At 62.6% G+C, this 26331-nt stretch carries 19 protein-coding genes and 1 pseudogene; 12 read left to right on the top strand and 8 right to left on the bottom strand.

Annotated elements, in window-relative coordinates; translation table 11 throughout:
* Positions 1-29 precede the first annotated feature (29 nt).
* Complete coding sequence (locus tag B9A31_RS16660) at positions 30-2546, top strand: UvrD-helicase domain-containing protein (RefSeq protein WP_033693196.1); 2517 nt, start codon at positions 30-32, stop codon at positions 2544-2546.
* 5 nt (positions 2547-2551) lie between these two features.
* Here the strand turns inward: B9A31_RS16660 and B9A31_RS16655 are convergent, their stop codons facing one another.
* Positions 2552-7027, bottom strand: a complete 4476-nt coding sequence (locus B9A31_RS16655; RefSeq protein ID WP_025754543.1) for an NEL-type E3 ubiquitin ligase domain-containing protein — start codon at positions 7025-7027, stop codon at positions 2552-2554.
* A 129-nt stretch (positions 7028-7156) separates the two neighbouring features.
* Positions 7157-12031 (bottom strand): NEL-type E3 ubiquitin ligase domain-containing protein, encoded by a 4875-nt coding sequence (locus B9A31_RS16650; protein ID WP_371851091.1) that lies wholly within the window; start codon positions 12029-12031, stop codon positions 7157-7159.
* Positions 12032-12212: 181 nt separating this feature from the next.
* On the opposite strand from B9A31_RS16650, the gene B9A31_RS16645 reads away from it, so the two are divergent.
* The 3 genes and pseudogenes from B9A31_RS16645 to B9A31_RS16630 all read left to right on the top strand — a co-directional run.
* Positions 12213-13139: an alpha/beta fold hydrolase gene (locus B9A31_RS16645; protein ID WP_019097303.1), complete on the top strand. Its 927-nt coding sequence runs from the start codon at positions 12213-12215 to the stop codon at positions 13137-13139.
* A gap of 75 nt (positions 13140-13214) precedes the next feature.
* Positions 13215-13634: a VOC family protein gene (locus tag B9A31_RS16640; RefSeq protein ID WP_019097302.1), complete on the top strand. Its 420-nt coding sequence runs from the start codon at positions 13215-13217 to the stop codon at positions 13632-13634.
* Between the two features lie 160 nt (positions 13635-13794).
* Positions 13795-14493 (top strand): annotated as a pseudogene (locus B9A31_RS16630) (sterol desaturase family protein); the annotation flags it as partial.
* Here B9A31_RS16630 and B9A31_RS16625 read toward each other — a convergent pair.
* Positions 14476-15162 carry a helix-turn-helix domain-containing protein gene (locus B9A31_RS16625; protein ID WP_084297157.1) on the bottom strand — a complete coding sequence of 229 codons (687 nt, stop codon included), beginning with the start codon at positions 15160-15162 and terminating at the stop codon, positions 14476-14478. The pseudogene B9A31_RS16630 and the gene B9A31_RS16625 sit on opposite strands and share 18 nt — an antisense overlap.
* A 192-nt stretch (positions 15163-15354) precedes the next feature.
* Here B9A31_RS16625 and B9A31_RS16620 point away from each other — a divergent pair, with 192 nt between their 5' ends.
* Complete coding sequence (locus tag B9A31_RS16620; protein WP_025754540.1) at positions 15355-17034, top strand: MFS transporter; 1680 nt, start codon at positions 15355-15357, stop codon at positions 17032-17034.
* Positions 17035-17101: 67 nt separating this feature from the next.
* On the opposite strand, the gene B9A31_RS16615 is transcribed toward B9A31_RS16620, so the two are convergent.
* Both B9A31_RS16615 and B9A31_RS16610 read right to left on the bottom strand, forming a co-directional pair.
* On the bottom strand, positions 17102-17671 hold the full coding sequence (locus B9A31_RS16615) for a hypothetical protein (RefSeq protein WP_019097298.1): 570 nt from the start codon (positions 17669-17671) through the stop codon (positions 17102-17104).
* 34 nt (positions 17672-17705) lie between these two features.
* Entirely contained in the window at positions 17706-18092 is a 387-nt protein-coding gene (locus B9A31_RS16610; RefSeq protein ID WP_019097297.1) for a VOC family protein, read from the bottom strand.
* Positions 18093-18238: 146 nt separating this feature from the next.
* Here B9A31_RS16610 and B9A31_RS16605 point away from each other — a divergent pair, with 146 nt between their 5' ends.
* Together B9A31_RS16605 and B9A31_RS16600 are read left to right on the top strand one after the other, a co-directional pair.
* Positions 18239-18424, top strand: a complete 186-nt coding sequence (locus B9A31_RS16605) for a hypothetical protein (protein WP_019097296.1) — start codon at positions 18239-18241, stop codon at positions 18422-18424.
* A 147-nt stretch (positions 18425-18571) separates the two neighbouring features.
* Positions 18572-19477, top strand: a complete 906-nt coding sequence (locus B9A31_RS16600) for a LysR family transcriptional regulator (protein ID WP_025754539.1) — start codon at positions 18572-18574, stop codon at positions 19475-19477.
* Positions 19478-19526: 49 nt separating this feature from the next.
* Here the strand turns inward: B9A31_RS16600 and B9A31_RS16595 are convergent, their stop codons facing one another.
* Positions 19527-20000 (bottom strand): YMGG-like glycine zipper-containing protein, encoded by a 474-nt coding sequence (locus B9A31_RS16595; protein WP_019097294.1) that lies wholly within the window; start codon positions 19998-20000, stop codon positions 19527-19529.
* Between the two features lie 145 nt (positions 20001-20145).
* On the opposite strand from B9A31_RS16595, the gene B9A31_RS16590 reads away from it, so the two are divergent.
* The 4 genes from B9A31_RS16590 to B9A31_RS16575 are packed head-to-tail and all read left to right on the top strand — an operon-like array spanning position 20146 to position 23556.
* Positions 20146-20742: a paraquat-inducible protein A gene (locus tag B9A31_RS16590; protein ID WP_019097293.1), complete on the top strand. Its 597-nt coding sequence runs from the start codon at positions 20146-20148 to the stop codon at positions 20740-20742.
* Positions 20739-21368: a paraquat-inducible protein A gene (locus B9A31_RS16585; RefSeq protein WP_016714620.1), complete on the top strand. Its 630-nt coding sequence runs from the start codon at positions 20739-20741 to the stop codon at positions 21366-21368. Before B9A31_RS16590 ends, B9A31_RS16585 begins: the two co-directional genes overlap by 4 nt.
* On the top strand, positions 21368-23008 hold the full coding sequence (locus B9A31_RS16580; protein WP_019097292.1) for a PqiB family protein: 1641 nt from the start codon (positions 21368-21370) through the stop codon (positions 23006-23008). Before B9A31_RS16585 ends, B9A31_RS16580 begins: the two co-directional genes overlap by 1 nt.
* 11 nt (positions 23009-23019) lie before the next feature.
* Positions 23020-23556, top strand: a complete 537-nt coding sequence (locus B9A31_RS16575; RefSeq protein ID WP_084297156.1) for a PqiC family protein — start codon at positions 23020-23022, stop codon at positions 23554-23556.
* A gap of 164 nt (positions 23557-23720) precedes the next feature.
* Here the strand turns inward: B9A31_RS16575 and B9A31_RS16570 are convergent, their stop codons facing one another.
* Complete coding sequence (locus B9A31_RS16570) at positions 23721-25475, bottom strand: phosphoethanolamine transferase CptA (protein ID WP_080587355.1); 1755 nt, start codon at positions 25473-25475, stop codon at positions 23721-23723.
* Positions 25476-25634: 159 nt separating this feature from the next.
* On the opposite strand from B9A31_RS16570, the gene B9A31_RS16565 reads away from it, so the two are divergent.
* On the top strand, positions 25635-25781 hold the full coding sequence (locus B9A31_RS16565; protein ID WP_016714615.1) for a DUF2986 domain-containing protein: 147 nt from the start codon (positions 25635-25637) through the stop codon (positions 25779-25781).
* Positions 25782-25819: 38 nt separating this feature from the next.
* On the opposite strand, the gene B9A31_RS16560 is transcribed toward B9A31_RS16565, so the two are convergent.
* The gene (locus B9A31_RS16560) at positions 25820-26170 is read right to left on the bottom strand and encodes a hypothetical protein (RefSeq protein WP_019097288.1); all 351 of its coding nucleotides are present in this window, start codon (positions 26168-26170) and stop codon (positions 25820-25822) included.
* Between the last annotated feature and the right edge of the window lie 161 nt (positions 26171-26331).

Raw genomic sequence — 26331 nt, 5'->3', positions numbered from 1 at the left:
TGCAAGCATTCGCTGGCGATTTTCCGTCGATGCAGCGAACATGCCCGCTGATTTTGTTTTTCAACGGAGTGACCGTGGCCCACGAGCAACCCCAGGCCCCCGCCGACCTTACCCCGCCCGCCCAACTGCCCTGGTTTCGCCGCCTGGTCGCCCGTCTGCTGGGGCGTGGCCTGACCCGCCTGCAGGCTCAGCACCGCGACTCCTGGTTCCTCGGCCACGCCAGCGGGCAGCGCACGGGCCATGCCGAGGGTGAGCGCGAAGGGTTCGAGCGCGGTCGGGTGGAAGGCTACGAGGCCGGGCGCCAGGTGCTGGTTATTCGCGATACCCGCCCCGACACCGCCGCCGTGCCTGGGCAGGACGATAACCTGTTCGATGACTGGCGCCTGCCATTGACGGCCGAGCTGAAAAAGCGCTTCAAGGCTGATGTGGCCCAGCGTCTGCCTGCCGAGGCCCAGCCCAGTGCCGCGCAATGGAAGCTGATCTTCAGTGACACACCCTCCACCTGCGTGGTGGCCGGGGCTGGGGCAGGCAAGTCCACATCGCTGGTGCTGCGCATTTTGCTGCTGCGCCATTATTTGGGCTACGAGCTGGACGCGATGACCGTGGTCACATTTACCCGCGAGTCGCGCAAGGACTTCATCAAGCGCCTGTTGCACGTGTTCGCGCTGTGGCAGATCAACCTGCAACCGGTGCAGGCACGCGAGCTGGTGCGCACCTTCCATTCACGCATTCTGCCGCTGGTGCGCAGCCTGCCGGGTTTCGGCCTGGTGCGCGCATTCGAGACGCTGGGTAATGAGATGCCCGCCGGGCGTGAGGCCGAGGCCGACAGCAACCCGTTCGACCTGCGACTTAACGATGCCCAGCGCCAGCAACTGAACCAGTGCTACAGCAGCTTGCTGGGCGAGAGCCCGCGTTTTGCCGAGCTGGTCGGCCTGTTGCGCAGCGAAGCGTTGCAACTGAAGCCACTGGACCCGAACAACCCTGATGTGCAGAAGCGCGCACAGGTTACGCAGCTGGCGGCCCAGCGCGACGAAGAGCTGTGCGATGTGATCGAGGACCTGTGGTTCGCCGCTGGTGCCTGGCCGATCAAGGGTATCGAACCTTGCCGCGAAACCGTCGACATCCGTGGCAGCCGCTTCCATGTGCATGGCCGGCTGGAAGGCCAGGGGCCTTGGGTGGTGCTGGGCTTCGACCCCGCAGAAAGTGCCCAGTATCAGCGCCCCGGCGCCAAGCTGGCCGTGCGTGCCGAGTGGGCGGTCAAGCGCACCTTGTTGCAGGCCTTCTGCGACAGGCCGCTGATCTGGCTCGACAACTACGCCATGGCCCGGCGCCTGGCGGCCTCGCTGGCGGGCGATGCCGTGGCTGGCCCGGGGTTCGAGTACAAGGTCAAGGGTGAGCTGGCCCCGGCGCCGTTGCTGGATGCCTTTGTCGGCGCGGCCAACTTCATCGAGAACCTTGGCCTGGACGTGAACAACGCGGTGGCGGCGATGAGCTTCCCGTCGGGCGACAGTGATGCCTTGTTCTTCGAGGCCCTGGCCCTGTACTGGAAAGCCCTGGAGGCGCACCTGCTGGACCAGTCGCCGCCGGTGATGAGCTACAACCGTATGTTCGCCTTGTTTGGGGAGAACAACCCGGAAAACCTGAAACTGCTGCCCGACCCGCTGCTGCGGCCACTGGCGCACCTGATGATCGACGAGTTCCAGGACGTGTCGCCGCAGATCGTCAGTTGGCTGCGCGCCAGCCTCGCCGAAATCCGCCGACGCGGCCCGGCCATGCACACCGGGCGCCATGCGCAGCATTCGTCGTTGCTGTGCGTGGGGGACGACTGGCAGTCGATTTACGGCTGGCGTGGCAGTTCGCCCAAGTACTTCATGGAGTTCACCAAGGCCTTCCCGTCGCCGTCCAGCACTCGGGTGATGCTGGTCGACAATTACCGCTGCCAGCAGCAGGTGATCGACGCGGCCGAGCATCTGGTGAAGGGCACCCCGGCAATTGCTGGCAAGAAAGCCCGGGCCAGTGGCCCGGCAGCCGAACTCCCGGGTTCGCCAGTGAAGGTATTCGACCGTGATGAGGCCGCCCTGGGCGAAACGCTGATGGAGCACTATCAGCGGGGCGAGACGGTGATGATGCTGTACCGCAAGGGCAGCGACAGGGCCTTGATGAACGAGCACCTGCAAAGCGTGCTGCACGCCGAAGCCGCATTGCCGGCCGAACAGCGCCGGCTGCGCCAGCTGACCTACCACAGTGCCAAGGGCTTGCAGGCCGATGCGGTGTTCATGCTGGGCGACTGCCAGTACCTGACCAGCTCGCCCTACAAAAACCAGGTGTATCGCCAGGCCGGGCTGGGCAAGGCCGGTGATGCCCAACCGTTCGATACGGCGCAAAAGGAAGAAGTGCAGCGTCTGGCCTATGTGGCGGTGACCCGTGCGGTGCAGCACTGCTATTGGCATGTGGAGGCCGCCAATGCTGATGCGGCGGTGGCCCCGCGGGCGTCCAGTCAGGTGGATGGCCGGCAGGCCTTCTTTGAAGACCTGCGCGGTCAGTAGGATGCCTAGTCCTTCGGGTCTAGCGCGCGGGTGAGTGTTTCGAACAACGCTTCGCGCTGCTGATCACGGCCAGTATTGAGCCGACGGCTGGCCTGGTCATACGCCTGGCTGCCGAGCTCCATTCTCTGCAGTTGCCCGCGTTCGTCCAGCGGTGGCTCAGGCAGTACCTCGGTGAGGGCTTGCAGCACCGGGTCATCCAGTGAAGTGATCACTGCGTTCTCGGCATCCAGGCAATAGTCCAGATATTGCATGCCTTGATACCAGCGTTCATCCAGCGTTGCGAAGCGGCTGGCGAAACGCTGGGCAAGGTAGCGTTGCCAACTGGGCTGCCGCGCAATCCAGGACCTGCGCTCTGTGGCCGTACTGTCTAGCCGCAGAACGGCACGTTCGACATTGTTTTGCACGCGTGCTGAAATCATCGCTTCGTGGCGATACAGCATGCCTTGGCTGGTTTCTGGGAAATTGAGCGACCTCGCCAGCGATTGGCGCAGGGCCAGGCGTATTTCAATGAGGTCCACGCCGCCATTGAGCAAGGCGCCATCTTCAACGTCGTCAAGGCCGTCCAGCGCAGGCACGTCAAGCCTTTGCGGCTGCGCCTGTGCGGGTAACCGCTCCAGCTCTTGCAAGCGGGCCTGACGCGCCAGGCGGGCAAGCTGTAGTTGCTCGCCTATCGCGTTGACCATTTCGCGGCGATAGAGGCTTCTGAAAAAGTTGAAGAGCGCGGTAGGGCGTTCTGCGTCCTCGGCCAGTTGCCTGAACACCTGTGCTTCGAGCTCCAGGGCGCTGAACGCATCGGTATTGGCATCGCCACAGGTAGGTGGGTACTCTTGCGCGACAGTGTCCAGGTGGGTTCGCAACTCTTCATCCTGCCCTGCCTGCTCCAGTAGCTGCCAGACTTGGCGGGTCAGACTACGCAAGTTGCGCTCGGCCTGCCGCGAGCGCGCCACGCCTTCGACCACCTCGCGCAAATGCCGGTTTGAATCACCTTCGAACAGCTCGTCCCAAAGCTGCGCCTGATCCGGGCTGGCATCCACGAGCCAGAAGTCCACGCTGATAGCCGACAGCTGATCGTCGCTATGCACTTCGACGCCTGCCATGCGCAGCTGGCGATTGCTGCCAGTATCCAGATTGTTTTCGTTGAAGGTCCAGATGGCATCACTGCTTGGCGTACGCAGGGCATTGGCAAAGGCGCTGGTCAGCACCTGGTCGAGGTCTGGTATGTGGTCGATTGGGTTGTAGCTCAGGTTTAGGTGACGCAATTGCAGGTCGGCCTGCGTCATCAGTGGTGTGAGGCCGCGCGGCCATTCAAGCAGGCTACAGTTGCGCAGTTGAAGGTTGGCCAGGCGAGTGAGGCCGGTCACATGGGGGGCGTGGCCCAGAGGGTTGTTGGTCATTCGCAAGTCGCGCAGGTGTTGCAGGCGGGTAAAGCGGGCTGCCAGCGGTTCAGTCAACACGATGTGGTTGTTTTCAAGGTCAAGGTCCTCAAGGGGCAGTTGTGCAAGGGCTTGCAGGTCGGTTTCGTCGAGCTGCAGCCTGTTCAGGCGCAGGCTCAGCCGGCGCAAGTGGGGCAGGCTGGCCAGGCGCTGGCGCATGCTGTCAGTCAGGCTGCCGAGCTGGTTGTTGCCTAGCTCCAGCACTTCCAGTTGCGGGGTGGATGCCAGTGCCCGGAACAGGCCCTCGAAGTCGAGCTCTGGGCTTTGTGCCAGGCGCAGGGTGCGCAGCGAGGGGAAACTCTGGAAAAAGTCTGCAGGTATCTGGCGGATGCCGATGGCGCGAATGTTCAGGGTGGTGATGTGATCGAAGCGCGCCGGCAAGGACGGCAGCGTGTCGATGTCCAGGCCTTGAAGTGTCAGGCTGTCGGGGTCGTCGCGGCGCCAGGCGGCATTGAACAGGTCGCGCACCACGGTACGCGCGTTGCGCTGGTTTTCATTGCCCTGGCTTGCCCAGTGATGCAGCGTGCTGTCGAGGTTATCGCGCTCGATTTCCAGCGCCCTGAGCTGAGCTGCCATATCACCACGCTGGGTCAGCTGAGCCCGCAATGCGTTACGCGCTTGTGCGTCCAAGCCTGGGTAGAGCGAACGTAAGCGCCGATCTATCGTGTTGCGCCAAGGTAGCCGGCCGCTGAGCGGGTAGCCAAGGCCCCCGTCGGCCAGGCGCATTGGCGAACGGTAGCCTGGTCTGATCGGCTGCTGCCCGATCAGCCTGGCCGCACGCCCCCGGTCGGTGACGGCCATCTCATACCGTTGTCGTGCATCAAGGCCAGGGTGCTCGGCTCTGAGCGCAACGTCCAGCACCTCACTGTCTGCAGTGGCCAGCCCAGGGCGAAAAAGCCCCAGCAAGGCCCTGCTCAGGCGGGCGTGTGCCTGCAGGGCTCGGGCCTCTTCGGCAACCCGCAAGGGGACCTTGCCTTCGGCCAGGCTCAGGCGTTCACTGATGCAGGTCCTGGCCATGATCTGACCGATGGCGCGCTGCGGCAGGCCCGGAAACTGTCTGATTAGTGGCTGGGCTTCTTCGGGAAAACTGACCTCATTTCGCGCGCTCAGCCTGTCAAGTGCATCGGCCAGCAACGCAGGGGGATGCTGCGCTGCAACCTGGGTTTGGCGAAGTTCATTGCCTTGCACCCCTGAGCACTTGAGTGCCGCTTCCAGTTCCTCGTCATTCAGGCCGTCACTGATTGGCCCCAGGCGCCGCAATAGATGCAGCTCCTCCCACTCGAGCGGCATTTCATGTGCCGCTCGCCATGCGCCTGCGCCGTTATCGCGCACGAGTGGCCGATAGGCCTGTGGGTCCTGCGGGTGGGGGATTCGCCATTGGCCGCGCGCTTGTACCTGTTCGTACACAGTGCCATCGATGCGTATGTAGTGGCGCCCGTCTATCGTGTAGCGGCCTTGTGCATCGGGCTCAAGGTGTTCGATGGATACCGGGCTTGCGTGGTCCTTGAGCGTGGCGCTCCACAAGTAGTCCTTGCCATCCTTGACGACGCTCTGCATGGCATCGACGAAACCTGAAGCCTTCAGCGCCACAGCACCGCCACCCACTGCAGCCACCATGACTACGTTCATCAACACTGACTCAAGTTGAGCCACAGCCTCTTCGTTGTCACCTTCCTCCCAGGCCGAGATGCCTTCGAAGACGTTGTCCATGATCTGCGCGGCGCCGATGGCGAGCATGATCGGGTTCATGCATGGCACGACCATGGCAGCGACGTTCAGCACGGTCATGCCAAGATCCAGCCAGTATTCGATGTTGCGCAGACGTACCCTGGCGTCTACGTCTTCAGTAGGCACCGCGACCCAGCGGGCATCGGCCTTCAGGCGTGTAAGGTGCTTGGCCTCCAGTGGCGACCAAGGGATGTTTGGCAAGTTTGTGTCGATGGATTCCAGGTGTATCGACTTGCGAGGCTCCAACTGCGTTGCATCGTCCTGGTCGGGGTTGCTGTAAAGGGCTCGCATCAGTCGCTTGTTTAACGCCGCTTGCTGAGATTGCAGGGCCAGGGCGACAAAGCGCTTGCGGTAGTCGTCCTGCAGCAGTTGCTGGCGCAGGTACTTGTGTGCATCCCCTAGCGAGGCAAACTCCCTGAGCGTATCCCCATCCACCGGGTTGTAGAGAAACACCGGGTCATGCTTGCGGTTTTGCGCGGGCGCGATGAACAGCAGCTCGTGGATGGGGATGCCAAACACCTGCAATTGCCAGCAATGCAGGGGGCGGCCTTGGTAGGTGGCGTTGGCGGGCTCTGCACAGAGGCCATGCATCGCCAAAGAGCCGGAAGCGCTGAGGTGGCCTTTGCAGGCAGCGATACGGGTTTGTACACGGAACTCGTCACGCCGAGCGTTGATGGCCAGCGAATGCAGCTTGGTTTTGCTCGCACCGCTGTAGACCTGGTCAAGGTGCTGCTGGTAACGCTGGCCCAGGTTCAGTGCCCGGCATTGCTCAATGTAGCTCGCCAGCGTCAACCCTTCGATTAGCCTGATGTTTTGGCGACTGTGCTGCAGGCGGCTCAAGCGCGTGGTATCGGCAAGGCCTTCGAAGTTGTGCAAGGCCGCTTCGAGGAGGCTGCGATACTGTGGGTTACCCTTGGGTATGATTTCGCCCAGCTCGTGTGGCACTGCAGGTCCGCCAGGTAGCCCGCCCGGTTGTTTGACGGAGGTTGCTTGATACACGTACTGAGCCTGAGTGACCGGTATGCCGATGCTCAGTTGTTTCTGCAGCAGTGGGGCGCAGAATTCGGAGATGCCCTGCAAGGCGCCGAGCGCCGCCTGCAGGGCCCTGTAGCTGGCGTCGCGTCTGGCGATGGCGCGCTGCAGGGCCTGGCGGGTGAGTTCGTCTGCCTGGTCATACCAAGCGTAGGTATTGCCGTCGGTGTCTTGGTAATCCTTGCGCAGTCGCCTCATTATCTGGCCGGCATGTTCACTGTGCAGTGCCTTGCTCCAGTCGGGAAGGGAACGCACGATTTGCGCGTGGTGGTAAGGGGTGTGGCTCATGTCGGTGCTCCGTATTCGGGAGCCGCTATGGGGCCGTATAAGCTGGCAGTCTGTGCGGTAGATAATTGCCTGCTCAGGTGGATGGCCGGCAGGCCTTCTTCGAAGACCTGCGCGGGCAGTGAGAGCCGCTTAGCCGCCGAGGGTTTGCGCCTGGCGAGTGAGGCTGGTCAGCAGGCCGGTTTCAACCTGTTGCTGCTCGGCAGTCAGCACGTCCACCCCCTGGCGGTACTGCTGCTCGTTGATCGAGACGCGACGCAGTATTCCTTGAGCATTCAATGGGCTTTCAGGCATGGCGCCAGCCAGCGCCTGTAGAACAGAACTGTCCAGGGAGGTGACTGGGTCGGCAGTTTCATCCAGGCAGTAGTACAGGTAGTCCAGGCCCGGCCGCCAAAAATCGGTGATCAGGCTGAACTGTGCTGCATGCTCACGTTTCATGTACTCAACCCAACCCGGCTGCTGGTTCATCCATTGTTCCCGCGCGCTGGCATCCGTATCCAGCGCCAGGACCGCAGCTTTCACCCGGTCGATGATGGTCTGGTTGATCCTGGCTGTGTCGCGGTACAACATGCCTCGGCTCGGTTCGGGATAGTCCAGCGCGGTGGCCAGAGACTGGCGTAACGCCAGGCGTACTTCGATATCGTCCACCAGCCCCGTTTCCAGGTCGATATCCGGAAACGCAGAGGGTTCGTCGAGCACATCGTAAGCGGGAAGATCTTCATCGAAGACGCCATCGAGCAGCGCCTGTTTGCGCAAGGACCTTTTCCAGCTGATGCGGTCGGCCAGTTGATTGACCTGGTCGCGTCGATACAGCTTGCGATACAGCCTCAGCAGATCGATGGGTCGGCTACCAACACGGCCTGCGGCTTCGTGGGCCAGTACCTCTATTTCCAATGCGCTGAAAGCGTCGGCGCCTGCGTCGCCACAGGTTGGGGGGAAGTCGCCCGCCACGGTGGCCAGGCGTTCACGTAGCTCGGTGTCTTGAGCAGCCTTCTCCAGCAAGTCCCAGACACGTTCCCTCAGTGCTGCGGTATCACGCCGCGCTTCCGCCGACTGGGCGAGACGTTCCAGGACCCCTAGCAGTGCCGCATTCTCACCTTGGTCGAACAAATCGCTCCACAGTTGCTCCTCGGCATTGCTCGCCTCACCACGGAAAATGCCTTGCCACTGCGGTACGTCCTCTGCGTGCTCGAATACGTTGACGCCACTGCTGCCCAGGCGTGCACGTGTCTGGGCTTCCAGGGTGTTGTAGTTGAACAGCCAGCGGCGCTCAGGCAGGCGCGCGGCGACGTCACGGGCGAAGGGGGTACGCAGCACCCCTGGCAAGTCTGGCAGCGTGCGAATGCGGTTGGAGGAGAGGTTGAGATAGCGCAGTTGGTACTGGGGCTGGCTCATGAGGGTGGTCAAGCTGTCGGGCCATTGCTGCAGTTCGCAACGCTCGAGGTCCAGGTGGCTGAGGCGGGCCATGAAGCGCAGGTCGGGCGGCAGCTGCAATGGGTTGCCAGGCATGTGCAATACCATAGGGTGAATCATGTCCTGAAAACGGGCAGCGAGGGTTTCATCGAGTGTGATCCGATTATTGCCCAGGCCCAGTGCATCCAGTGGCAAGCGCGCAAGGAAGCTCAAGCTGGCGTCATCGAGTTGCAGGCGGTTACGGCTGAGGCCAAGTATTCTCAGGCCGGGCATCGCTTCGATGGCTTGTTGGGCTGTGGCTGTAAGGGCAGTCAAGCCATTGCTTGTCAGGCCCAGCCCGCGTAGCCGTGGCGCAGACTTGAGCGCCTCGAACAGTGTTTCGGCGTCCATGTCGGGGTTGCCGATGATTTCCAGGTTTTCCAGGTTGGGGAAGTTTGACAGCAAGCCGCTGTCCAGGCGCCGCAGTTGCAGCCCATCAAGCGTGAGTTGCCGGATATGTGGCATGCGAGCCGTGAACGTTGGCAGCGCTTGCAACTGCATGCGGTCCAGCACGAGTGCCTCGCGTTGCGCGCCGCCTTCACGCCGGGCAGCACTCATCAGCCGCTCGGCGCACTGTTGGCGATCAAAGCGCTCTTCCAGCGAAGCTGAAGCGTTGGCCCAGCGGTTGAGGTCACGGCTGAGGGTACGCTGTTCTGCTTCCAGCCGACTGATGGCGATACCCAGGTCGCCCCCTTGCGCAAGTTCAGCTTGCAGCGCACTGATTTGCGGGCTACTGAGTTCGGGGTAGAGTGCCTGGAGGCGGCGCGCGGCTGGCAGGCCCCGACCACTCAAAGGGTAGCCAAGTTGGCCGTTGGCCATGCGCAAGGGTGAGCGCAAGCTCGGCTTGATGGGCTGTTGGCCAAGCAGCGAGGCGCAGCGCTGGCGATCGGCAAGGGCAAGTTGCAGCAACTGGGCCGAGTCAGCCTGTGGGTGCTCGGCTTGCAGGGCCTGTTTCAGGCGTTGGCTGTCATCGTTAGCCAGGCTGCGCCTGAACATGCCGAGGATGGCGCGGTCTAGCCGTGCACGGGCTTGCAGACGGCGGGCTTCTTCGGCAATGCGAAGCGGCACCCGTCCCCTTGTCAGGCTTAGCCGTTCGGCGTTGCTGATGTTGGCCAGTAACGCTTCAAGCGCACTGTCCGGCAGGCCGGGAAACTGCTGGGCGAGGGGTTGGGCGGCTGGGGCAAGGACGGGGCGGCGGCTGTGTCGCAGGCTGCTGAACAACGCTTCGCGATGTGCTTCCAGGTGGGTCGCGAGCGTGTTGTTCAAGGCAGAAGGTCGCTGCTCGGGCGGCGTGTCACCCAGCAGTTGCAGCGCGGTCTCTTCATCCATTTGAGCCAACACGGTCTGGCTCAGTTGACCATTGTCCAGGTCGGTGCGGGTGACTTCGATTTCTATTTGCCCTGTCGAATGGGACGGGCCGTAGCGCACAGACTCGCCCCAGGGTTCTGGCCCTTTGTAAACCTTGAGTACAGTTCCCTCAGGCCACCCCGGCAGGCGCAGCAGTTCAGGTAAGGCAAAGTTCTTGTACGCTGCCAGCGGTAGCCCATGGCGTACGCGATCGATGATCTGTTGAGCCTCGTTGTCGAGTTGCAGGCGTTGCAAGGTGTCGATCAACAGGGCGGGTGGGCGTGAGCCTGTTGCCTGGTTACGGCGTAATACACCTTCATCGGTACCGGTACTGCGCATGGCGTAGTCCAGCTCGCTTTCGTCCAGGCCAGTGGTGTAGTTGCCCAGGCGGCTCATGAGTTGCTGGTGGTACCATTCCAGCGGTTGTTCATGGTCGAGTTGCCAGCGGGCGTTGCCATGATGCAACAAGCGTGGCGCATAAGCCTGCGCATCATCGGGGTGGCGCACGCGCCATTGTTGCTCAGCGTCCTGAAACACTTCGTATAGCGTCCCATCCAGCTTCAGGTAGGTCTTCCCATCGACGTGCACATGGCCGAGCGAATCGGGTTGAACTCCCTCAGGGACAGCCGCTGGGCTTGCATACGGCTTCATGTCGGGGTGCCAGAGCACTTCCTGATCTTCGTGCCACACACTCGTCAGTGCATCGACGAAGCCTGATGCCTGAACGATCTTGGCGCCTACCGCAAAACCGGCGATGACCGCCGCATTGATGGCCAATGATTCCAGTTGCACCAGCGCTTGCTGGCTATCGCCTTCTTCCCAGGCCTCGAACCCGGTGAACACAGAACTCATCAGGTCGTAGGCGAAAACGCCAAGCATGACCGTGTTCAGCCCGGGCACGAAGAACGCAGCCACGTTGAGCACATTCATGCCCATGTCGAACCAGTGCTTCAGGCGCTGGTTGCGGGCCTTGGCGTCTACGTCGGCAGTGGGGACAGCAATGGTTTTCGCGTCGGCCTTCATGCGCGCAAGGTGCGCGTTGTACAAGGTGGCCCAGGGATCGGTGCGGATGGGCGAGGGGGTGAAGTGGAGTACAGGCTTGTGTCGGGGTCTGCGTATGCCTGCATCGTCCTTCTCGAACAGCGCGTTCTCCAGCTTGTCGGCCAGCTCCTGTTGCCTGTCCTTGTAGGCGAAATGGACCAAGGCACGACGGAATGTGCTTTGCAGCAAGCGGCTGCGCAGGTGCTGGCCTGCTGCCTGGCGTGAGGCAAATTCCCTGACCGGGTGCTCGTTGTCTTCAGGTATGTAAACAATGCACGGGTTTATCTGGCCAGGCTCGTCGGGCCCGATGAACAGGATTTCGTGGATGGGAATACCGAACAGGCTGAAGTTCCAGCAGTGCAACGGCTGCTTATCGTAGGTGGGGTGGGGCTTGCCATCGCATAACTGAATGAGCGCATTGCCTGCGTGGTCGCTCAGCAGGCCTTTGAGCGTTGCGATCAGGGCCTGCACCCTCAAAGCTTCACGGCTGGCTTGAATCGACAGGCGCTGGATTTCAGCGCGGTTGTCGCCCTCGTGGGTTGCATGCAGATGGTCTTGATAGCGCTGGCCAAGGTCCAGCGCCCGACAATGCTTGACGAAGTCCGCCATCGTCAGGCCTGGCAAGGGTGTCTCGCTGCCTGCTGCACGGGTGAGCCTGCTGTAGGCGCCTACTTCATCCAGGCCCTCGAAGTTGTGCAGAGCCGCCTCCAGCAAGCTGCGTGCTTGCGGCTCGCCCACGGGGCGGGTGGCCAGCACATCCACCTTCCGGTCAGGGAACAAAGGCACTTCCAGGTCGGGAACGCCGGTCCAGATATCGGCATCGGCTTCAAAGGGCTGGAAGACATACTGCGCTCTGTCTACGGGCACATTCACTTTCAACCGCTCGGTCAGCAGCGGGGTGCTGAAGGTGATGATGTCTTTGAAGCCCGCAAGCGCTGTCTTGAGTTGCGCCAGGCATTTGTTTCGCACTTTGATGGCGTTACGCAACTGCTCGCGCGCGGGCGCATCGGCAGTGGCATACCATGTGTAAGGGGTGCCATCTTCAGCCAGATAGTCCCTGCGCAGGCTTTGCACCACTTTTTGCGTGTGTGCGGGGTGAAGCGCCTTGCTCCATTTCGGCAATGCGCGGGTTATCTGGCTTTGATGCAGCGGCGTGGGGTTTGTCATGGTCATGACCTCTTGCGTAGAGGGAATAGTCCACGCTCTTCAAGGCGCCGTGGTGCGGTAGATAGTTGTCGGTAACGGTCGGTCTTGCGCATGCGTGGGTCGGTGAGGGGCCAGCAGCAGGGGGCGATCTGCGAGAGGGTGAGGCAGGCCATGGCGCAGGCTTCAGCCAAGGAGAATTGCAATGCGTTCGCTGTGCAGTCCGAAAGATCACCTGTTAGACCTCGATGGTATTGAAATAGCGGTCCGCACCTGGGGCGCCGAAGACGGTATTCCCGTATTGGCCTTGCATGGCTGGCTGGACAACGCTGCCTCGTTCGAACGCCTGGCACCGATGCTGGACGGTTGTTTCGTGGTGGCCCCCGACCTGGTCGGCCATGGCCGCTCTGACCATCGCCGCCACGACAGTGGCTATTACCTGTGGGAGCACGCCGAAGACATGCTGGCGGTGACCGACAGTCTGGGGCTGGCGCAGTTCCATGTGCTGGCCCACGGCATGGGCACCGGGGTGGCATCGCTGCTGGCTGCCATGACCAGCGGCATTGCCAGCATGACCTTCCTCGACGGCATGGGGGCACCGTTCACGGTGGCCGAGGATGACCGCGTGCAGCACCTGGCGCGGGCCTACCGGCTCAAGCGTATGGTGCAGCGCAGCCAGCTACCGGGTTTTGCCGAGCCAGACCCCGGCCGCTTCGACGACCTGGACACCGCACTGGCGCAACGCCGCGAACGCCTGGACACCGAGCTGTCGGAAGGTGCTGCACGGCTGCTGGCGCTGCGCGACCTGTTGCAACTGGGCGATGGCTATTGCTGGCGCCACGACCCGCGGCTGGTGCTGCCCGAACCCATGCCACTGACCGAGCGCGAAGCCTGCGAACTGCTCAACCAGATCAGCTGCCCGTTGTACCTGCTGTTTGGTCGCCAGGGTGCATTTACCGGCGAAGCCTTTGCCCGGCGCGAGGCTGCCTTGCCTGGTCAGGCGAAGATTTCGTGGCACCCGGGCGGGCACCACTTCCACCTGGATACCCCGGACCGGGCGCTGGTCGACCAACTGTTGCGCATCCTGACGCGGCATGAAGGGCGCGTGCTGCAGCGGTTGGTTAACGAGTAGCTGATTCTGGTCACGCCGGGCGAAGCTGGGCTATGGTGGCGAACGTATTCGCGCACACGGCACAAGGAGCCCGGCATGCGACCGTTCGCTATCAAGCACATAGACCATCTTGTTCTGCGGGTCAGCGACCTGCCGCGCAGTGTTGCCTTCTACACCGAGCTGCTGGGTTGCGCTGTCAGCCGCGTGCGCGACGACCTGGGCATGGTGCACCTGGCCACTGGCACGGCGATGATCGACCTGGTGACCCTGGACGGCCCGCTGGGCCAGCCAGGCGGGGCGGCACCGGGGGTGGAGGGGCGCAACCTGCACCATTTCTGCCTGCGTATCGAGCCGTTCGACGAGGCGGCATTGACGGCCTACCTGGAAGCCGCCGGGGTAAAGGTTGAGCCCGCAGAGAAGCGTTATGGTGCCGAAGGCGAGGGGCTGTCCCTGTACTGTTACGACCCGGATGGCAACCAGGTCGAGTTGAAGGGGCCGGTGGCAGGTGCGGTATGAGCGAGCTGCACAGTCGCGAGCCTTGGAACGACACCGCGCAAGGCAAGCTGTTCGCCTAGGCGTGGGTACCCCTGCAGGTGCAGGGGGCGCCCATTGTCCTGCTGGATGATTCGCTGGGTTGTGTGGTGGGTGGGCGGGCGGCGATGCAGTTGCTGCAAGGGTTTGCCATGCGCTGGTCAATGAATGCCTGACCCTCTGTAGCGTGGCGACCATTCCGCTGCTTGCCAACTGGCTGCCGGGTACGGGTCTTTGGCCTGATCATTGGCCGTTGGCCCTGCAGTTGCTGCTAGCCATTGCGCTGGCCGACCTGGGCATCACCCTGGTGCATTACGCCAGCCACCGCAGCCCGCTGCTGTGGCGGCTGCATGCGGTGCACCACAGTGTCACGCGCCTGTACGGTTTCAACGGCCTGATGAAGCACCCTCTGCACCAGTTGCTCGAAACCCTGGGCGGTACCTTGCCGTTGTTGCTGCTGGGCTTGCCCGTCGAGGTGGCATCGCTGCTGGCGTTCAGTGTGTCCATCCAGCTGTTGCTGCAACACAGCAACGTGGACATGCGCATTGGCGGCTTGCGCCATGTGTTTGCCTGGGCGCCGGTGCATCGCCTGCATCACCTGAAGTACGGCAGTACTGGCGACGTCAACTTCGCGCTGTTCTTTCCACTCTGGGACCGGCTGCTTGGCACGGTTTTGTACCTGCCAGGCTATGCGCTTGCGGACGACGACATGGGCATCGGGGATCGGCCCGACTATCCGCAGGCTTACCTGGCGCAATTGCGCGAGCCGTGGGTGAACGGCGATGCTCATGCCCCTGCGGTATTGCCAGCGGGGTTGTGCCAGGCGCTAGCCGACCGTACGTAGACGCAATCCGCGCAAGGCTGCCCGGGGGCTGAGGCCGAACTGCCGGCGAACGCTGCGGGTGAAGTGCGCCGAGTCGGCAAACCCTGCCGCCAATGCCGCTTCGGTCAGGCTGGTGCCGCTCAGCGCCCTTTGCAGGGCCACGCGCAAGCGCTGCCACAACACCAGCCGCCGCACCGACAGTTTCAGTGAACCGCTGAACAGACGCTCCAGCTGGCTGATCGACAGCGTAGCGGTACTGGCCAGTTCCCGGGCCGGCAAGGTTTGTTCGTCGAGCGCGCGGATGCGCTGGAGCGCTTTTTCCAGGCGCGGATCGAGCCGGCGGCGCGGCCAATGCCCAAGGCTTTCTGCCAGATGTTCTGCACTATTGCCCGCGTGCTCGCAGGCCAAGGCAAGGTCTGCCAGGTCGAATGCCAGCGGCTCGGCAAACAGGGTAAGGCACGGTATGCCATGACTGAGGATGGCATGAGGTTGCTGCGAGGCAATCAGCACCAGCGGGCCGCTGCAGAGCTGCTCGCCCACACGCACCTCGACATCGGCGCCGAGGCCGACAAGCACCTGATGCGCGTAGTGCACGTGACGGTCGGTCCTGCCGAGTGTAGACAGCAGCAGGCAGTGATCGTCAGCCAACCAGATATCGCCTAGCCAGCCCGGTGTAGCCGTGTCGTTCATGCTGCCCTCTGGAGTGCGTTCAGGCGGGTGGATATCCCGCCAAACCCGATTATGCTTTACTAACCTGCTGCGATCCGAGGCGGCCCGTCTCGTCGTGCTTCGCGCAACCAAAGCAAGCCCCAGGGCCTGGGTGCGACGGTGAAGTGGTTGTGAGGTGCTCCGGCCTGCATGATGACATGACGGAGGCAACCCATGGCGGTTCTCGACAGCGCATCCACGGGCAGTAGCGCGCCCCAACGCGGTATCACCCGGGAGGAGCGCAAGGTCATCTTCGCCTCTTCCCTGGGCACGGTGTTCGAATGGTACGACTTCTACCTGTACGGTTCCCTGGCGGCGATCATCGCCAAGCACTTCTTTGCCGGGGTCAATGAAACCACCTCGTTCATCTTCGCCTTGCTCGCCTTTGCCGCCGGGTTCGCCGTGCGGCCATTCGGTGCCATCGTATTCGGCCGCCTGGGCGACATGATCGGGCGTAAGTACACTTTTCTCATTACCATCGTGATCATGGGCCTGTCCACCGCCATCGTCGGCCTGCTACCTGGCTACGCCTCGATCGGTGTGGCCGCGCCGATCATCCTGATCACTCTGCGCCTGCTGCAGGGCTTGGCACTGGGGGGCGAGTACGGCGGCGCGGCCACCTACGTGGCCGAACATGCACCGAAGGGGCGGCGCGGCTTTTTCACCGCCTGGATCCAGACCACGGCTACACTGGGGCTGTTTCTGTCGCTGCTGGTAATCATGGCGTGCCGCACGGCCATGGGGACCGAGGCCTTCGAGGCCTGGGGCTGGCGGGTGCCGTTCCTGCTGTCGATCCTGCTGCTGGCGATTTCGGTGTACATACGCATGCAGCTCAACGAGTCACCGGTGTTCATGAAGATGAAGGCCGAAGGCAAAGCCTCCAAAGCCCCTCTGACGGAGTCGTTCGCCCGTTGGGACAACCTGAAGGTGGTGATCATGGCGTTGCTGGGCGGCACTGCTGGCCAGGCCGTGGTGTGGTACACCGGGCAATTCTATGCGCTGTTCTTCCTGTTGCAGATGCTCAAGATCGAGCCACAGACGGCCAACCTGCTGATTGCCGGCTCGCTGCTGATCGGCACGCCGTTCTTCATCTTCTTCGGTAGCTTGTCTGACCGCATTGGCCGCAAGAAGATCATCATGGCCGGCTGCATTATCGCTGCGCTGACCTATTTCCCGATCTTCAAGGCGCTGACCGAGTACGGCAACCCGGACGTGTTCGTTGCCCAGGAGCAAAACCCGGTGGTGGTGGTGGCTGACCCTGGCCAGTGCGCGTTCCAGTTCGACCCGGTGGGCAAGGCCAGATTCACCAGTTCCTGCGACATCGCCAAGAGCCTGCTGGCCAAGCGCGCCATTCCCTACACCAACGAAGCGGCCGAACCTGGCAGCGTGGCGCAGATCCGTATTGGTGAGCGGGTATTGCCGAGTTTTGACGGCAGCAGCATGGCCGCAGCGGACTTCAAAGCGCAAAGCGAGGCGTTTACCGCCACCCTCAGTGGTGCGCTGAAAGAAGCTGGATACCCGGAAAAGGCTGACCCGGCGAAGATCCACTACCCGATGGTGCTGTTGCTACTGACCCTTTTGGTGATCTACGTGACCATGGTCTACGGCCCGATTGCCGCCTGGCTGGTGGAACTGTTCCCCGCGCGTATCCGCTACACGTCGATGTCGCTGCCTTACCACATCGGCAACGGCTGGTTCGGCGGCTTCCTGCCGACGGTTGCGTTTGCCATGGTGGCGGCGACCGGGGATATCTATTACGGCCTGTGGTACCCGATCGTGATCGCCGTGATGACGGCGGTACTGGGGATCCTCTTCATGCCGGAGACCAAGGATCGGGATATCAGTCATACCTGACGAATGAGGTTGCCTGTACTGACCTCTTCGCGGGTAAACCCGCGAAGAGGTCAGTACAGGCAACCGGTCAGTCGAAGTACCCTCGCAGCCCAAAGGCATACCCGGTATCCACTTCAGCAGCCTGACCCCGACTCCAGCGCTTCTTCAAGACAAACTCGAACGCCGGCTCGTACAAACCGTCCCGCACCAGTGCCCCCGCCAGCACCTCCACGTCATACCAGCCGTTGTCCAGCTCGATGATCGGCCGCCCCGGCACCTGGTAGCGAGCCATGAGGTCGCCCAAGGTCTTGGGCGTGAAATGCTGCAGGATGCGCCAGGTGTACAGCATCAGCGCACCGTGCTCGACCCGCAGCACGTAGCCATTGCGCCGGTGCTTCAGGCGGCTGCCGGGCTCGCGCAGGGCCGGGGTGTAGCCATCGAGGGTGAAGAGGATGCGATAAGGCAGGTTGTCGACCCCGGCCAGCGGCAGCACGATGCCTTCGCGTACGGCTTGGTCGCCACTGTCGTCATGGGTGAATGCATAGGCAAGGTCGTCGGGCAGCTCATGCTCCTGTTTGAAGCGTTCGAGCAGCTGGATATCGCCAAGCAGAAAGTAATCGACCAGGTCGTTGAGCACTTCGCTGAATTCGTGGCGCATCTGTTTTCCTTGTTGTTGCGCGTGGGGTGGGGTGTCAGTGTTTTTGGGCGATCTGGATCAGGTTGCCACAGGTGTCATCGAACACGGCCACGGTAACGGGGCCCATGTTGGTGGGCGGCTGGGTGAACGTTACGCCCGCCGCACACAGACGTGTGTATTCAGCCTGGATATCGCGTACGCCAAACGACGTGGCGGGGATGCCGTCCTGTTTGAGCGCCGCTTTGTACACCTTGGACGCTGGGTGCGCATCGGGTTCCAACAGCAACTCCACACCATTGGGGTCGTTGGGCGAAGTGAGGGTCAGCCAGCGGTGCCGGCCCATGGGGATGTCATGCTTGGGCTCGAAACCGAGTACATAGTGATAGAAGGCCAGGGCCTTGGCCTGGTCGTCGACGAGAATGCTGGTAACCACGATCTTCATTGGCGCACTCCGTATCGCTGAGGCCGTTGGGTATCAGTAAAGACGTTCAGAGATTATTGGCCAGTGGCCGGGTTTCCAGATGGGGTACCGGGTGAGCGGACGATAGAGTCTATCTGGCAAGTTCACCCAACCCAGGAGTAACGTACATGCAAGATGAACCGAAGGCGGAATTGCCAGGTAACGATGAGCAACAGACGCTGGAGCATGTGGAGTCTGAAGTGAAACTCTCCAGGCGCAAGCGTGGCGTGGCCCCTGTAATGGAGATGGCATGTGCCCCAGGGTACAAACACGTCGGGGATGACTGCGTGATGGCGAATATAGACTTCGAGTGATCCGGTGGGGGCTTCAGGTGGCCCCCACAAAAAAACCTGCTCAAGCCATAGGTAAATCCTTTATCACCCAGCCCCCATCCGCCAGCGGCCAGGGTTAAAGTGTCAGCCATGATCCCTGCGTGCCCATCGGGCACCAAAGAGGTACCCGTGGCTGCCTATACCCTGCGACAACTGAAGTACTTCGTCACCACCGTGGAGGCCGGCAGCGTTGCCGAGGCTTCGCGCCAGCTGTACATCGCCCAGCCGTCCATCTCCACGGCCATCAAAAGCCTGGAGGAAAGTTTCGGTGTGCAGCTGTTCATCCGTCACCATGCCCAGGGTGTGTCGCTGACGCCCAGTGGCAAGCGCTTCTACGCCAAGACCAAGTCGCTGCTGCAGATGGCCCATGAGTTCGAGCAGAACGCCTTGGCCGATAACGATACCGTGGCCGGGCAGATCGACATCGGCTGTTTCGAAACCGTGGCGCCGTTGTACCTGCCGCGGCTGATTGCCGGTTTTCGTCAGCGTTACCCGGGCGTGGACATTCGCCTGCGTGACGGCGAGCAGCAGGACCTGATCCAGGGCCTGACGGCCGGCACCTTCGACTTGGCGTTTCTCTACGATCACGACCTGGACGGCACCATCGAAGCCGAGCCGCTGATGCCGCCGCAAAAGCCCTATGTGCTGCTGCCGGAAAACCACCGTTTTGCCGGCCAGGCCCAGGTCTCGCTGCGCGACCTGTGCCCGGAACCGATGATCCTGCTGGACGTGGCGCCCAGCCGCACCTACTTCGTCAGCCTGTTCAACGAACTGGGGCTGACGCCGAACATCGTTTTCAGCTCGCCGTCGATCGAGATGGTGCGTGGCATGGTCGGGCAGGGCTTTGGCTTTTCGCTGTTGGTGACACGGCCGCATTCGGAATGCACCTACGACGGCCAGCGCCTGGCCATGCTGGACATTGCCGAGCCGGTGGCGCTGTCGGGGCTGGCGGCGGCGTGGTTGAAGCGGGTGCAGTTGACCAAACCTGCACAGTTGTTTGTGGAGTTCTGTCGGGAGGAGCTGGCGAAGTTCTAAGGCCGGCACGCCATGCCGCCTGATTCAACGGCATGGCGTGCCAGGGTGGTCAAGGATTGACCTGATAGCCGCGGCCTTGCAAGCAGCCGCTGTAGGCACTGGCATGGGCCTGGGTTTTTGCTTCGTCCTGACCGCGCCTGTCCTGGCGCCGATCCTGACGCTGACGCATGCCACCGACTGCGGCACCGGCGGCAGCCACCTCGCCAGCGCGGTTTTGCCGGTATTGCTGCTTGGCATCGTCACTGGCCCGGTCATACAACGCTTCATGCTGGTTGCCGCGCACCTGCGCGCCCACTGCACCGGCGGCGGCACCGGCAGCCGCGCCGCGTACCCGGCCACCGACATGGGCTTCACCGGACGTTGCGGTGCTGTTTGCAGCATTTGTGGCGACGGTATTGCAATCGTTGATATCCAGTTGCATCTGCTGGCTGCTCTGGCCTTTAAGCGGCACTACCGACTGCGCCTGGGCAGCCGGTGCCGCGCTCAGCAGCACCAGCAGGCAGCTCCATGTGAACGTACGCATGGCACACCTCCACGGGGCGGAAAGCCCGTTTCACAGGATAGTCTGTCTTCAGTTGGACATGGCGGTTTTGCCTGCATGGTCTACACCGGATATCAGGCTTCACCATTGCATACGACCATCAAAGCGGGCTACCGGTGGGATCGTCATGACTCAGACCCACGATCTGATTATTTGCGAGTACTGCGACGCGGTGTATCACCGTGCGACGCTGCGCAAGCATCAGCGCGCCCTTTGCCAGCGCTGTGGCGGCGTGCTGTACCGGCATACGTCCTTGACCCTTCAGCAGCGGCTGGCACTGAGTGTGACCGGTGGCATCCTGCTGGTGTTCGCCAATGCCTACCCGGTGATGACCATCGGCATGCAGGGGCTTACCCATTCGGCCACGTTGTGGGACTCGGTGCAGATCCTCAGCCACGGCAGTATTACCTTCATCGCCCTGGTCATGGCGCTGTCGATCATCGTTGCGCCGGTGCTGCAGATTGCCGTGTTGTGCTGGGTTTTGAGCTTTGCCCTGGCCGGTCAGCGTGCCCCCGGCTTTGCCCTGTGCATGCGCGGGCTGGAGAGCCTGCGGCCCTGGAGCATGCTGGAGGTGTGCCTGCTGGGGGCGATGGTGGCGGTGATCAAGCTGGCGGGGTTGCTCGATGTGATCCCGGGCATCGGTTTGCTGGCCCTGGCCGCGCTGAGCATGCTGATCATTCATATCGCCGGCAAGGACATCCGCGATTTGTGGGAGCAGGCATGACTGCCCCGGCCAGCGCTGACGACCTCGGCCTGTGTCTGTGCCATGGCTGCGGCCAGGCGTGTGACCTGAGCAGTGGCGCGCATACGTGCAACCGCTGTGGTGCTGCCATCCATCGGCGCAAGGCCAATGCCATCAGCCGCGGCTGGGCGTTTCTGCTGGCCGCGCTGGTGTTTTACATCCCGGCGAACCTGCTGCCTGTGATGCACACCGAAATGCTCGGCAGTGGCAGTGAAAGCACCATTGGCGGTGGGGTGCTGGAGTTCTGGGAGGCGGGGGCCTGGGACATCGCACTGATCATCTTCATTGCCAGCGTGGGTGTGCCTGCCATCAAGTTCTTTTCCCTCGGCCTGCTGCTGTATACCGCCCAGCGTGGTTCCACCTGGGCCTGCCGGCAACGTTCGCAGCTGTACCGCTTCGTCGAGCTGATCGGCTACTGGTCGATGCTCGATGTCATGGTGGTGGCGCTGGTGGCGGCACTGGTGCAATTGCGCGGGCTGGGCACCATCGAGCCACGGGTGGGCATCCTGTTCTTCGGCATGGTGGTGGTGCTGACCATGTTTTCTGCGATGAGCTTCGATCCACGCCTGATCTGGGATAGCCATGCCAACGAGGGGAGGCCGCACTGATGGGGCAACAGGCTGACGAACGCGAGGGGGCGGGGCAGGTTGACGTGCGCACCCGACGCTGGAGCGTATCGCTGGTGTGGATCGTGCCGATACTGGCCATCCTGATCGGCGCTTCGCTGGTGGTGCGCAACTGGATGCAGCAAGGGCCGGTCATTGCCATTTCCTTCCACACCGGGGAAGGGCTGGTGGCGCACAAGACCCAGGTGAAGTACCGGAGCGTGGTGATTGGTGAAGTGACCACGGTGGAACTGGCCGACGACAAGAAGAGCGTAGTGGCCAAGGTGCAGTTGTCGGACGATGCCCGCTCGTTCGCCACACAGGGTGCGCGCTTCTGGGTGGTGCGCCCGCGCATCGGCGTGGGTGGGGTGTCCGGGGTGGACACGCTGCTTTCCGGCAGTTTCATCGGGGCTGACTCCGGCGAGTCGAAAGTGCCGGAAAAGGCCTTTGTCGGCCTTGAACTGCCGCCACCGATCACGTTCGACGAAAAGGGCAAGCGTTTTACCCTGACTGCCAGCGACCTTGGCTCGCTGGACGTCGGCTCATCGATCTACTACCGCAAGATTCCGGTGGGTGAGGTGGTGTCGTTTGCCCTGCAGGATGATGGCAAGGGGGTAGAGATTGGCGTGTTCGTGCAGGCACCCTATGACAGCTTCGTCACCACGGATAGCCGCTTCTGGAACGCCAGCGGCATCGACATGCAGATTGGTGCCAACGGCCTGAAGGTGGATACCGAATCGCTGTCATCGATCCTGGTGGGTGGGCTGGCTTTCGGCTCGCCTGATTTTTCCCCCCAGGCCGAGGCTGCTGCCGACCAGGCCCGCTTCCAGCTGTTTGCCGACCGCGAGACCGCGTTGGCACCACCCAATGGCCAGGCGCAGTATTTGCAATTGCGCTTTGACCAGGCCATGCGCGGCCTTTCGGTGGGCGCGCCGGTGGAGTTCAAGGGCGTGGAGTTTGGCCGGGTTACCTCGGTCCAGCTTGACTACGATGCCGCCCGCCAGACTTTTCCGGTGGTGGTCAATGCGGTGATCTACCCGCAACGGTTGGGGCCGGTGCACCGCAAGATGCTGTCGGTGTTCAAGCACGCCGAGGGCGATATGGATGGGGCCAGGCGGTTGATCGGCACCTTCGTCGAACATGGCCTTCGGGCCCAGGCGCGCAGCGGTAACCTGATCACCGGGCAGATGTTCATTTCCCTGGATTTCTACCCGGATGCCCCCAAGGTGGCCTTCGACATGGCCGCCAATCCCATCACCATCCCCACACTGCCGGGTAGCCTGGAACAGTTGCAGGAGCAGCTGCAGCGGGTGGTCGAGCGCATTGCCAAGCTGCCGCTGGAAAGCATCGCCGGCAACCTGGACGGCAGCCTTCGAGCGTTGCGCGCCAGCCTCAAACAGTTCAATGGCCAGACGCTGCCGGACGTGAAGGTGGCGCTCGATGAAGTGCACAAGACCCTACGCACGGCCAACTCGGCCATTTCCGAAGATTCGCCACAGCGCGAGCGGATGGGCGAAACACTGGATGAGCTGGAGCGCATGTCGCGTTCGCTGCGTGACCTCGCCGATTACCTGGGCCGGCACCCCGAGTCGCTGATTCGCGGGCGGCCGAAGGCGGCCGGTGCCGAAGCGCTTGAACCCTGAGGAGACAGCCGATGCAACGACTGCGCAATGTCTGTGTGGCCAGCCTGCTGGTGTGGCTCGGGGGCTGCAGCAGTACGCCGAACAACTACCACACGCTGGTGGCGAGCGAGCCGGTGCGCGACAGCGGGCAGCATATCCAGGTGACCCGGGTGGTGGTGCCGCCGCAGGTGGACCGCCCGCAACTGGTGGTGCGCCGGGGCCAGAGCGGCCTGGCCATTCTGGAAACGGAATGGTGGGGCGCCAACCTGGTGGATGAATTTCGCAGCGCCTTGCAGGACCAGTTGGGCGGGCCGGCGGCTGGCAACAAGGCGGCACTGCGGGTGGATGTGCGGCGCTTCGATACGGTGCCGGGGCGCTATGCCTCACTGGAGGCCGTCTGGCGCCTGAAGCAGGCAGGTCAGGCTGAACTGACCTGCCGCACGTCGGTGCAGACGGCCGCGGACAACAGCATCACCAGCCTGGTGAATGCGCACCAGGCCAACCTGCGCAAACTGGCCGAGGCGGTGCGGGGGAGTGCCCGGAACGGCAGTTGCTCTGCACCGGTATAAGTCCCATGCGGGCGGCGCGCTGGCATCCTGCCTTCATGCCTGTGTGGCCTGGCGCAGCGGCACTTCGCGCAGCAGCCAGGGCAGTGCGAAGGCCACGCTGGTGATCAGCCCTGCCAGCAGGACTACACCGTGCATCGCACCGGAAAACGCCCGCAGGTGCCGGCTTACTGCCGGCTGCTGGCTGTTTCCTGTGCTCGCTCAGGCTTGTCCAGCGGCAGGTGGTCGAACTCGCGCAAGCCATCCTTGCGGTAGGGGTCGCCGATCCAGCGCTGTGTTGCCACGAACTGCGGGCTTACCAGGCTCTTGGCCGGCTCGAAGCGGTCATAGCTCAGCCCGGCCAGGTCTGACAGGGTATGGATCAGGTGCGAGCTGCTGTAGGGGCGGTTGGCCATCGCCTGCAAGTCACGAGGGTGCTCGGCCTGCCAGCTGGGCGAGGTCCACAGCAGGAACGGAATGGTGTACATCGGCCGGGTCGGCGCGCCCTCGTTGCGCCCGAGGCGGTCGTGGTCGCCGGAGCTGTAAACGTCCTCACCGTGGTCCGACAGGTACACCAGGAAGCCATTGGGGTTACCGGCCGAGTAGCGCTTGATCAGGCTCGAGACCACATAGTCGTTGTAACGCACCGCATTGTCGTAGAAGTTGTAGGTTTTGACCTGGTCCGGCGTCAGTTTGCCCGGCACGCCCTGGTTGTCGGTGAAGTGCGTGTAGTCGTCCGGGTAGCGGTAGCGGTAGTCCATGTGCGTGCCCAGCAGGTGCACGATGATGAACTTGTTCGGTGCAGGGTCCTGCAGGGCCTTCTCGAACGGCGCCAGCACCACGTCATCGTACTGGCTGGCATTCTGGTTGCGCTGGTTGTTCAGGTACACCGGCACGTCCGTCTGCTGCGAGAAGGTGGTGAGCATGGTGTTGCGCTTGGTCATGGTCTGCTGGTTGGTGATCCAGAAGGTCTTGTAGCCTGCCTGTTTCATCAGGTTGATCAGCGACGGGTCGGTGAGGAAGCGGTCCGGGTTCTGCTCATCGCCGAAGGTGAGGATCTGCTGCATCACTTCGATGGTGTACGGGCGTGGCGATACCACATCGCGGAACACCGTCAGGCCTTTGTCGCTGGCGGCCAGCGCGTCGAGGTTGGGCGTGGTGTCGCGGTTATAGCCGTACAGGTGCATGTGCTCGCGGGTGGTGGACTCGCCCAGTACCAGCACCAGGGTGCGGGGCGCTGTTCCGCTGCTGTCACGCAGGTTTTGCAGCGGCGGCAATGCGGCGTTCTGGGCCAGCAGTTCCTGCATGTTGTCCAGTTGCTGGCGGTACTGCCGGTAGCCGACCAGCAACTGCCAGGGCACGGCGGGTTCCATACGCTGCTGCACCTTCTCCGCGGCATCGGCGAAATTGCGCTCCTGGGTGACCATCTGCTTGTAGAACGGGTACACAAGGTTGGCCACCAGCAACAAGGCGACCACCGGCAGGCGACTGCGTAGCGGCAGGCTGACCGGGCGTACGCGCTTCCACAGCAGCACCGCCACCAGTGTGTACAGCAGCAACGCCAGACCCAGCCATACACTGAAGTACTGGCTGAAGTACTCACCGGCTTCGGCGGTGTTGGACTCGAACATCACGAAGATGACGCTTTGCGAGAACTCCTGGCGATAGATGCCGAAGTAGCTCAAACCCACCAGCGAAGCCCCCCACAGCACCAGGCCGATGACCGCTGCAGTGGCGCGGGTGAAGCGCGGCACCAGCAGCACCGGGGCCAGCCACAGGCTACTGAGGAAGAACGCATCACGAAAACCGGCAAACCCGGTCGTTCCGCTGAACAGCAGCAACGCCTGGGTTACGCCGGAAAAGTACCAGAAGAACAGCAAAAGCCAGCCCAGGCCGGCCCAGTCCACGCGCTTGCGCGCGGCGGGGGATGTAGTGTGTGACACGTATGCCTCGTCGTACCTTGGTAGCCAGCAGGTTTGCTGCGGCCATAAAGGATGTGACGCTAATCTGTGGGCTGTGAAAATAACGTCAACGTGGCGAAATGCGCAGGCCGCACGGGTATGATGGCGGCCGCTAAAACGTACTGACAGGCCCTGTGGATTATGAACCGTCGTAAGAAGATCAAGCAGCTATTGCAGGCGCATGCCAAAAAGGCCAGTGCCAAGCTGGCACCGCGCAAGCCCAAATACATTTGCAAGGCTGACCGGTTGAAGATGGAGGCAGAGGCGGTGGGGGACACCCCCACCTGACTCACTGAGCAGGCAGCGCAAGTGCTGCCGCAGCGCCCTTAACGGCGGTAGTACCGGTGGTCGTCATAGTGACGCTGGTGCATCGCCCGCTCATGGCGGCGCTCCCAGTCACGGCGGCGTTCCCAGTCCCGCCGCCGCTCCCAGTCCCGCCGGGCTTGCTCACGCCGCCACTGCTCACGGCGCCAGTCGCTTCTGTGGTCATGCCAGCGGTCGTCATCATGCGCCAACAGCGTGGCCGGCTGTTCGACGGCCCCGGAGGCCACTTTCGACCAAGGGTTGCCGGCAGGCTGCAACGGTGACTGAACGGCGGGGGCCTGGGCCACTGGTGCTTTCATTTGTGTTGCCGATGCCGAACCCATTGCCGCGAACGAGAACAGGCCGAGCAGCATCAACCTTGCGACATGTATTTTCATGAGCGAAGCCAACCTCTGATAACAATTGAGCCATCTGGCCAGCAGGTGAGGGCGAGCCTTGTCTCGCGAGCCGCTACCTTTCTGTACCTGCGAAATAGACCCGCCATCGAGAAAAAGTTCGCTACGGCAACAACTTG

The sequence above is a fragment of the Pseudomonas sp. URIL14HWK12:I5 genome, assembly GCF_900176445.1.
GTDB classification, from domain to species: domain Bacteria; phylum Pseudomonadota; class Gammaproteobacteria; order Pseudomonadales; family Pseudomonadaceae; genus Aquipseudomonas; species Aquipseudomonas monteilii.
The sequence above is the reverse complement of the archived record's forward strand: the minus strand, read 5'-3'. Positions and strand labels throughout refer to the sequence as shown.